The 6734-nt window shown below is 68.5% G+C and carries 7 protein-coding genes and 1 pseudogene; 6 read left to right on the top strand and 2 right to left on the bottom strand.

Translation table 11 applies throughout. The annotated features are described in order from the left end of the window. Both ACTWPT_RS59225 and ACTWPT_RS59230 read right to left on the bottom strand, forming a co-directional pair. Nucleotides 1–100, bottom strand: a pseudogene (locus ACTWPT_RS59225) (IS607 family transposase); the annotation flags it as partial. A gap of 509 nt (nucleotides 101–609) precedes the next feature. Next, nucleotides 610–1428 (bottom strand): TetR/AcrR family transcriptional regulator, encoded by an 819-nt coding sequence (locus ACTWPT_RS59230; RefSeq protein ID WP_443186345.1) that lies wholly within the window; start codon nucleotides 1426–1428, stop codon nucleotides 610–612. Between the two features lie 86 nt (nucleotides 1429–1514). Here ACTWPT_RS59230 and ACTWPT_RS59235 point away from each other — a divergent pair, with 86 nt between their 5' ends. The 6 genes from ACTWPT_RS59235 to ACTWPT_RS59260 all read left to right on the top strand — a co-directional run bounded on the left by ACTWPT_RS59235 (nucleotide 1515) and on the right by ACTWPT_RS59260 (nucleotide 6261). Next, nucleotides 1515–2459 (top strand): ATP-binding cassette domain-containing protein, encoded by a 945-nt coding sequence (locus ACTWPT_RS59235; protein ID WP_443186346.1) that lies wholly within the window; start codon nucleotides 1515–1517, stop codon nucleotides 2457–2459. After that, nucleotides 2456–3277, top strand: coding sequence for an ABC transporter permease (locus tag ACTWPT_RS59240; RefSeq protein ID WP_443186347.1), 822 nt, complete (start codon nucleotides 2456–2458; stop codon nucleotides 3275–3277). The genes ACTWPT_RS59235 and ACTWPT_RS59240 overlap by 4 nt, the downstream gene beginning before the upstream one ends. A gap of 64 nt (nucleotides 3278–3341) precedes the next feature. Beyond that, on the top strand, nucleotides 3342–3761 hold the full coding sequence (locus tag ACTWPT_RS59245) for a DUF6069 family protein (protein ID WP_443186348.1): 420 nt from the start codon (nucleotides 3342–3344) through the stop codon (nucleotides 3759–3761). 104 nt (nucleotides 3762–3865) lie between these two features. Continuing rightward, nucleotides 3866–4009, top strand: coding sequence for a hypothetical protein (locus tag ACTWPT_RS59250; protein ID WP_443186349.1), 144 nt, complete (start codon nucleotides 3866–3868; stop codon nucleotides 4007–4009). 102 nt (nucleotides 4010–4111) lie between these two features. Next, nucleotides 4112–5455 (top strand): FAD-binding oxidoreductase, encoded by a 1344-nt coding sequence (locus tag ACTWPT_RS59255; RefSeq protein ID WP_443186350.1) that lies wholly within the window; start codon nucleotides 4112–4114, stop codon nucleotides 5453–5455. Beyond that, nucleotides 5455–6261, top strand: a complete 807-nt coding sequence (locus ACTWPT_RS59260; protein WP_443186351.1) for an SDR family NAD(P)-dependent oxidoreductase — start codon at nucleotides 5455–5457, stop codon at nucleotides 6259–6261. Before ACTWPT_RS59255 ends, ACTWPT_RS59260 begins: the two co-directional genes overlap by 1 nt. The last annotated feature ends 473 nt before the right edge of the window (nucleotides 6262–6734 follow it).

The following is a 6734-nucleotide window of genomic DNA, read 5'->3' on the forward strand; positions in this document are numbered from 1 at the left end:
CCACTCGCTCCGCAGGGACCGGCAACGTGCCCTCACGGAACCAGCGGTACGCAGTACGCGGGGCGATCCCCTGTGCGCGTGCCCATTCCGTCAGGTTCATGCACAAGATCATACAGCACTCGTGACAACTAAAAGACACTCATGGACACTTATCCGAGAGCAGTTTCTAACCCTTCCGTGCGCACCTGCTGTTCGAGAGTGACCTGCTGCCGCAAGAATCACGGAAAGTCACTACCGGTCCCTCGGCATCGAGAACTGGCGATAGTTGAATAGGCGACTCCACCAGTACTAGACCCGTAGATGGCCGTTCCGATGGTCACTACCTGTGCAACCGTGCTGGCCGACGCTCGAGGCCCGCATGTCCGGCTCGGTGTGGCCGGAAGGGGTTGCAGACACGCAGCAGGCGGCGGTCGTGGCTGACGAGCAGGCCAGGTGCCCACCCCGGCCAGGAGATGGACAGCCGCCTGTACACCGGTCGCATGCGCGAAGGCGTCCAGCCCATCTCCGTCGGGGAATAACCCCGGCATCGGCAAGCCCTGGACTCCACCCGTGACCAGGAACGGGCCGCCGCTGCGCCTTTCGGTGGGCATCTAGGCATGGCTTGTGCGTCTATTTCGCTCTTGCTGCCTTCTCGGATGGTCGCCTACGAGCCGGCCCTGGCCCGTCCTGTTCTTCCCGCCCCTCTCGGTGCGCCGGCATCGGGGACTCGGCCGTTGATGGGAGGGCCGCGGCGATGCAGTCGAGGACGCGCTGGAGTCCGTGCCGGAACTGGTCGTCGCGGCTCAGGTGCAGCCGGCGCGCCTCCATCACGATCTTGCTGAAGATCGGGTACTCCCCGCTCTCCAGCAGCTGCTCGACGCGCGGGCCGCTCCGCACCATCCACTCCGACTCGCTGAGCCCGCTGCGGCGGACCTCCTCGGCCCAGCCGATTTCCTCACGGACGGCGCCCTCGACATAGCCGTTCAGCATGGCCATGAGGGCGAGGTTCTCGTCGATGGAGACGTGGGCGTCGAGGGCACCCATCACCCGTTCGATCACGAGCAGCTGGTTGGGGCCGAAGCTGGGGAGTGACCGCTGCACGGTGCCGATCCACGGGTGCCTCAGCCACATCGCCCGCAGCCCGTCGGCGTAGCGCGTCAGATCCGCGCGCCAGTCGCCCGAGGGCATGCCCTCGACGTCGATCTCACCCTGCAGCCGATCGGCGATGAGCTCGACAAGGTCGTCGCGGCTCGGGACGTACCGGTAGAGGGACATCGCGCCGGCGCCGATCTCGGCGGCGATGCGCCGCATGGTGGCGGCCTCCAGCCCTTCGGCGTCGGCGATCCGGATCGCCGCCTCGGTGATCTGGGCGCGGCTGTAGGTGGGCTTCGGCCCGTAGGCCGGGCGCTCGGGTCGCATCCAGATGTTCACATACTCGGCGTCGGTCACCACTCCACCCTCCTGGTTGCGTACATAGTACCCGGTCCCTTAGTCTGGCCGCCATGACCGCGTACAACGTACCCAGTGGAGGGATCATGCCTGATCCGATCGTGGTCGCCGAAGGGCTGCACAAGTCCTTCGGCGACACCCATGCGTTACGGGGCTTGGACCTGAGCGTCCCGAGAGGAACGGTCTGCGGGGTGCTGGGGCCCAACGGCGCGGGGAAGACGACCGTGGTGCGCATCCTGGCGACCTTGTCCGATCCCGACGCCGGACACGCCCGCATCGCCGGATACGACGTCGTCCGCGAGGCCGGCGAGGTGCGCGCCAGGATCGGGCTCGCGGGCCAGTACGCCGCCGTGGACGAGAAGCTCACCGGCCGCGGCAACCTGCGCATGTTCGGGCGCCTCTACCACCTGCCGCGACGCCAGGCGCACCAACGGGCCGATGAGCTGCTGGAGCGCTTCGGCCTGATGGACGCCGCCGACCGACCGGTTCTCGGCTACTCCGGCGGCATGCGGCGCCGACTCGACCTGATCACCTGCCTCATCCTGCGCCCCGACGTGCTCTTCCTGGACGAGCCGACCACCGGCCTGGACCCGCGCAGCCGCGGCGAGATCTGGGACAGCATCCGCGAGCTGGTGGCCGACGGCACCACGGTGCTGCTCACCACGCAGTACCTGGACGAGGCCGACCAGCTGGCCGACGACATCGCCGTCATCGACCACGGGCGGGTGATCACCTCCGGCACTCCGGACGAGCTGAAGGCCACGATCGGGGACCGCCTCGACGTCGTGGTCGAAGACCCCGCCGCGATGCCTGCGGCGATGACCGTACTGAACACCCTGGCCGGTACCGAACCCGCGACGACCGACGCCGACCGGCTCAGCGTCGCCCTGCCCGCCACCGGCCTCCGGCTCGCCGACATCGTGCGCGAGCTCGACCGTGCCGGAGTCGCCGCGGCCGACGTGAGCCTGCGCCGCCCCACCCTCGACGAGGTGTTCCTGCGCCTCACCGACCGCAAGGAGCCCGTCCGATGACCGCCCTCACCCCACCGCTGAGCCACCGCCTGCGCTGGACACTCACCGACGGACTGACCCTGGTCGGCCGCGAGCTGGGACGGCTGCGGCAAGAACCCGGGCAGATCATCGCCGCGCTGATCTTCCCGGTCATCATGGTCGTGCTGTTCGGCTACGTCTTCGGCAGCGCGATCCAGGTGCCGGGCGGCGGCGACTACCGCGAGTACCTCATGCCCGGCCTGTTCGCGATGGTGACCTTCTCGGCGTGGTTGGGGGTCATGACGCGGATGGCCACCGACGCCTCCCGCGGTGTGATGGACCGGTTCCGCTCCATGCCGATGGCGCGCTTGGCGGTGCCGTTCGGACAGACCGGCGCCGACCTGCTGACCGGCCTGCTGATGCTGGCCATCATGGTGGGCGCGGGCCTGCTGGTGGGCTGGCAGCCGCACCGCGGCCTGATCCCCACGGCCCAGGCGTTCCTGCTGATGATCGTGCTGCGGTACGCGCTGAGCTGGGTGGGCGTCTATGTGGGCCTGGCGGTGAAGAACGACCAGGTCGCCGACGCGATGGTGCCGCTGGGCCTGCCGTTCACGATGCTGTCGAACGCGTTCGTCCCGACCGACGGCATGCCGGGCTGGCTGCGCTTCCTGGCCGACTGGAACCCGGTGAGCGCGCTCACCGCCGCCTCACGGGAGCTGTTCGGCAACCCGGGCGCCCCGTCCGGAAACGTGGCCTGGCCACTCGCACATCCGGTGACCGCCGTCCTGCTCTGGTCGGCCGCGCTGCTAGTGATCTTCGTCCCGCTGTCGCTCCGCGCCTACATGCGCAGAGGACGCTGAACGCTCCAGACATCTGCAAACCGCGTGTTCTCCTCCGAATAGCTCTCCTCCGAAAGGCATCAAAATGGAGCAAAACATCCACGAAGACGTCACCACCACCGCTACCTCTCCCGCGCAGCCGCTGGTCATCGGTGGCTTGATCGCCGCCGCGGTCGCCGGCGCGGCGACCGCGGCCGTTGCCGCGGTGGGTGAGTTCGCCGGGATCAGCCTGGTTGTCGGCGGCATGCCGATCCCGGTGTTCGGGTTCGCCGTGCTGACCGTTGTCTTCTCCGTGGTGGGGTTGGTGCTGGCGCTGGTGCTGGCTCGCACGGTTCGCCGTCCGCGCACGGTATTCGTCCGTACCACGGTTGTGCTCGCCGTGTTGTCGCTGGTACCGGATGTGCTCGTGGACGCGTCCGCAGCCACGAGGGTGCTGTTGATGCTGGCGCACGTGGTCGCCGCCGCGATCGTGGTCCCGGCCATCGCCCGCCGCCTGTCCGCCTGATCCTTCCAAGGAGTTCGAGCTCTGCACGGCGAACGTCTCCGCTGGCCAGGCACAACGACCACACCACCGCCTTCGCGGCCTACGAGAAGACCGTTCGGAACTTCGTGGAGCAGAACCAGGCCTTCGCCACCCGGCACCAATTCGAGGCCCGCAACGCGATGCTGCGAAGCCAGACGGCGCTGCCATCCGACACCCAGGGTCGCGCAGCCCATACCGCCCTCACCCTGCCCAACTACAAGCCCCTCTGAAGCAGCCGGCATGTGGCGCACGTCACGTGACTGCACGTGTCACAAAGAGTGGGCCACCGGCATCTCATGTCCGACCAGCTCAGCTAATGCGAGGAACATGTCATGAACTCAGCACCTGAAACCCTTCGACGTGACTTCGGCGGCGACATCATCGAACCGGGCGCGGCCGACTACGCAGCGGCCAGTCGCTCGATACTGGCCTCCGGCAACCCGGCCTACGTGCTGCGTCCCAAGAGCGCCGCCGACGTGCAAGCCGCTGTCCGATTCGCCGCCGACGCGCGACTTGTGCTGTCGGTGCGTGGCGGCGGCCACGCCTTCGCCGGCTTCGGCACCAATGACGGCGGTGTGGTGATCGATCTCAGCGGGCTGTCGAGCGTGGAGGTCATCGACAAGGATCGGCACCTGGTGCGGATCGGCGGCGGCGCCACCTGGGGCCAGGTCGTGGCCGCGCTGGCTCCGCACGGGCTGGCGATCTCCTCCGGTGACACCAGGAGCGTCGGTGTCGGCGGGCTGACGTTGAGCGGCGGCATCGGCTGGAAGGTCAGGAAGTACGGCCTGGCGCTGGACAACATGGTCGCGGCGAATGTGGTCACCGCCGGCGGGCAGCTCGTGCGCACGAGCGCGACCGAGTACCCGGAGCTGTTCTGGGCGCTGCGCGGTGGTGGCGGCAACTTCGGTGTCGTGACCGCCTTCGAGTTCGCCGCCCACCCGACCACCGACGTCATCTTCGGCAAGATCACCTTCCCGGCCTCCGAAGGGGCCGCGGTGCTGCAGGGCTGGGCGGACTACCTGCGTACCGCGCCGGAGGAGCTCACCTCCATCGTCACCCTGGCCAACCCGTTCGCGGGCGGCCCCGAGGCGCCGGTGGAGATCCAGGTCGCCTTCGACGGCGACGACCCCGAGCTCGCGGCCCAGGTCATCGACCCGATCCGGGCGCTGGGCACGGTGCTCTCTGACGATGTCACGCTCATGCCCTACGGCGACGTGCTAGTAGACGGCGCGACCCCGCCGCCCGGCATCCAGCTCGTCACCCGCAGCGCCTTCGTCGGCCCCGCGTCGGTACCCGGCGCCCTGCGGACCCTGACCGAGATCGCGAAGGCGCAGGATTCGCCGGTCATCGCCATCCGCAGCGTCGGCGGCGCCGTCTCCCGCGTCCCCGACGACGCCACCGCCTACGCCCACCGCCAGGCGGAGCTGATGGTCATCACCACGACCATCGGCCCTGAGCCTGTCATCGCCGCCGGCCAGCCCGCGTTCGACGCGGTCTGGGGCAAGCTCGCCCCGTACGTCACCGGCGCCTACGCCAACTTCCTGACCACCGCCACCGACAAGGACGTCGCCGCGGTCTACCCGCCCGCCACCTACCAGCGGCTCGCGGCGGTCAAGAGCGAGTACGACCCCGCCAACCTGTTCGCCGCCAACCACAACGTGAAGGGTTCCAACTGATGAGCAAAGTCTGGTTCATCACCGGCTCGTCCCGCGGCCTTGGCCGCAGCTTCGCCGAGGCCGCCCTGGCGCGCGGCGACAAGGTCGCCGCGACCGCACGCGACGTCGCGAGCCTCGACGCGCTGACCGCCTACGGCGACGCGGTGCTTCCCCACAAGCTCGACGTAACCGACAAAGCCGCCATCTTCGATGCCGTACGGCAGACCAGGCAGCACTTCGGCCGCCTCGACGTCATCGTGAACAACGCGGGTTACGGCCTGTTCGGAGCGGTGGAGGAGCTGAGCGACAAAGATCTGCGCGACCAGCTGGAGACCAACCTGTTCGGCCCGCTGTGGGTCGTCCAAGCGGCGCTGCCGATCATGCGCGAGCAGGGTGGCGGGCACATCATCCAGATCTCCTCCACAGGCGGCCAAGTCTCGTTGCCGCTCGGCGGCGGGTACCACGCCTCCAAGTTCGCGCTGGAGGGCCTGAGCGACTCCCTGGCCCAGGAGGTCGCGGGCTTCGGCATCAAGGTGACGGTGGTCGAGCCCAGCTTCTACGCCACCGACGGAGCCGCCGGCGCCGTCAACTCAGCGGCCGACCCGCTCTACGACGGTGTCCGCGAGAGCTTCGTCGCGTTCGCCAAAACCCTCGACGTCGGAGACCCGGCCGCCGCGGGCCGAGCGCTGCTCAAGCTCGCCGACTCCAACGATCCACCACTGCGGGTGTTCTTCGGCACCGAGGGCCTACGGATGACCCAGCTGGCCTACGCCGACCGGCTCAAGAGCTGGGCCAAATGGGAGGATCTGTCAGCGGAGGCTCACTGACGCGGCGACGTCCGTGGCCCGCATGCGCTCCGCGGCGGGCCACGAACCGCGCCCGGCGGCTTCCGCGGGCCTGGACCTCGGCAGCCACAGTCCAGTGAAGACGGCACTCGCCAGGGTGATAGTGCCTGCAGTGACGAAGGCGGTGTTGAGCCCGGCCTCGAAGGAGGCGCCGCCGGACTCCTAGACGACGGCTCCGAGCACATGCCGCGTTGCGCGGACCCGGTTGACTCGTGACACCGGCGCTTGCCATCTCTCAGAAATGACCATTTCTGCGAACACAACAAGTAACGATGGTTACGCAGAGCGATACTTCGTCCGATTGGGCCGACCCAGCGGCGGGCCGACAACTAGTGCCGTAGCCGGTCACGTTTGCCCTTTTTGTGACGACACGCCGATCGAGGTCTCCTCTCGGTCGGCGTGATCGTTTCAGACTTCTGGGTGTGGCTGAACGGGTTCGTGTACGCGAGATCGAT

The sequence above is a fragment of the Nonomuraea sp. 3N208 genome (assembly GCF_052245935.1).
Lineage (GTDB): Bacteria > Actinomycetota > Actinomycetes > Streptosporangiales > Streptosporangiaceae > Nonomuraea.

Bases quoted from the DNA above. Each gene is read 5' to 3' on its own strand.
- ACTWPT_RS59235 (WP_443186346.1), top strand. From the start codon at position 1,515: ATGCCTGATCCGATCGTGGTCGCCGAAGGGCTGCACAAGTCCTTCGGC.
- ACTWPT_RS59240 (WP_443186347.1), top strand. From the start codon at position 2,456: ATGACCGCCCTCACCCCACCGCTGAGCCACCGCCTGCGCTGGACACTC.
- ACTWPT_RS59245 (WP_443186348.1), top strand. From the start codon at position 3,342: ATGGAGCAAAACATCCACGAAGACGTCACCACCACCGCTACCTCTCCC.
- ACTWPT_RS59255 (WP_443186350.1), top strand. From the start codon at position 4,112: ATGAACTCAGCACCTGAAACCCTTCGACGTGACTTCGGCGGCGACATC.
- ACTWPT_RS59260 (WP_443186351.1), top strand. From the start codon at position 5,455: ATGAGCAAAGTCTGGTTCATCACCGGCTCGTCCCGCGGCCTTGGCCGC.